Source organism: Acidisoma sp. S159 (assembly GCF_009766125.1).
In the GTDB taxonomy this organism is placed as follows: Bacteria; Pseudomonadota; Alphaproteobacteria; order Acetobacterales; family Acetobacteraceae; genus Acidisoma.
On record NZ_LMUG01000045.1, the window covers coordinates 79,259 to 79,594 of the forward strand.

The following is a 336-nucleotide window of genomic DNA, read 5'->3' on the forward strand; positions in this document are numbered from 1 at the left end:
AAGGTTCCGCCACCCGACACGGTATCCGTGCCACCGGACCCGATGTTGGTGCCGCTCGCCGTACCGCCTGCCGAGACCGTCTCGCCACCGCCGGACAAGATCGTGCCGCCGCTATCCACGCCGCCCGAACCGACCGTAACGGTGCCGCCGTCGCGATTGCCGATCGCGGTGCCGCCGGGCTGGATCACCTCGGAGGCGCCGGACGCCACGGTCACACCACTGACCACCACCCCGCTCGCCACAGTGAGGGTGGCGCCAGAAGCCACCGTGCCGCCGCTTTCCACGGCGCCCGGCTGGAGAACCAGCGTGCCGCTGGATGACAGCGTTGGGTTCAGC

General features: G+C 70.8%; 1 pseudogene. It reads right to left on the minus strand.

Features of this window, described 5'->3' with window-relative positions:
* A pseudogene (locus tag GSQ92_RS30220) lies at positions 1-336 on the minus strand (hypothetical protein); the annotation flags it as partial.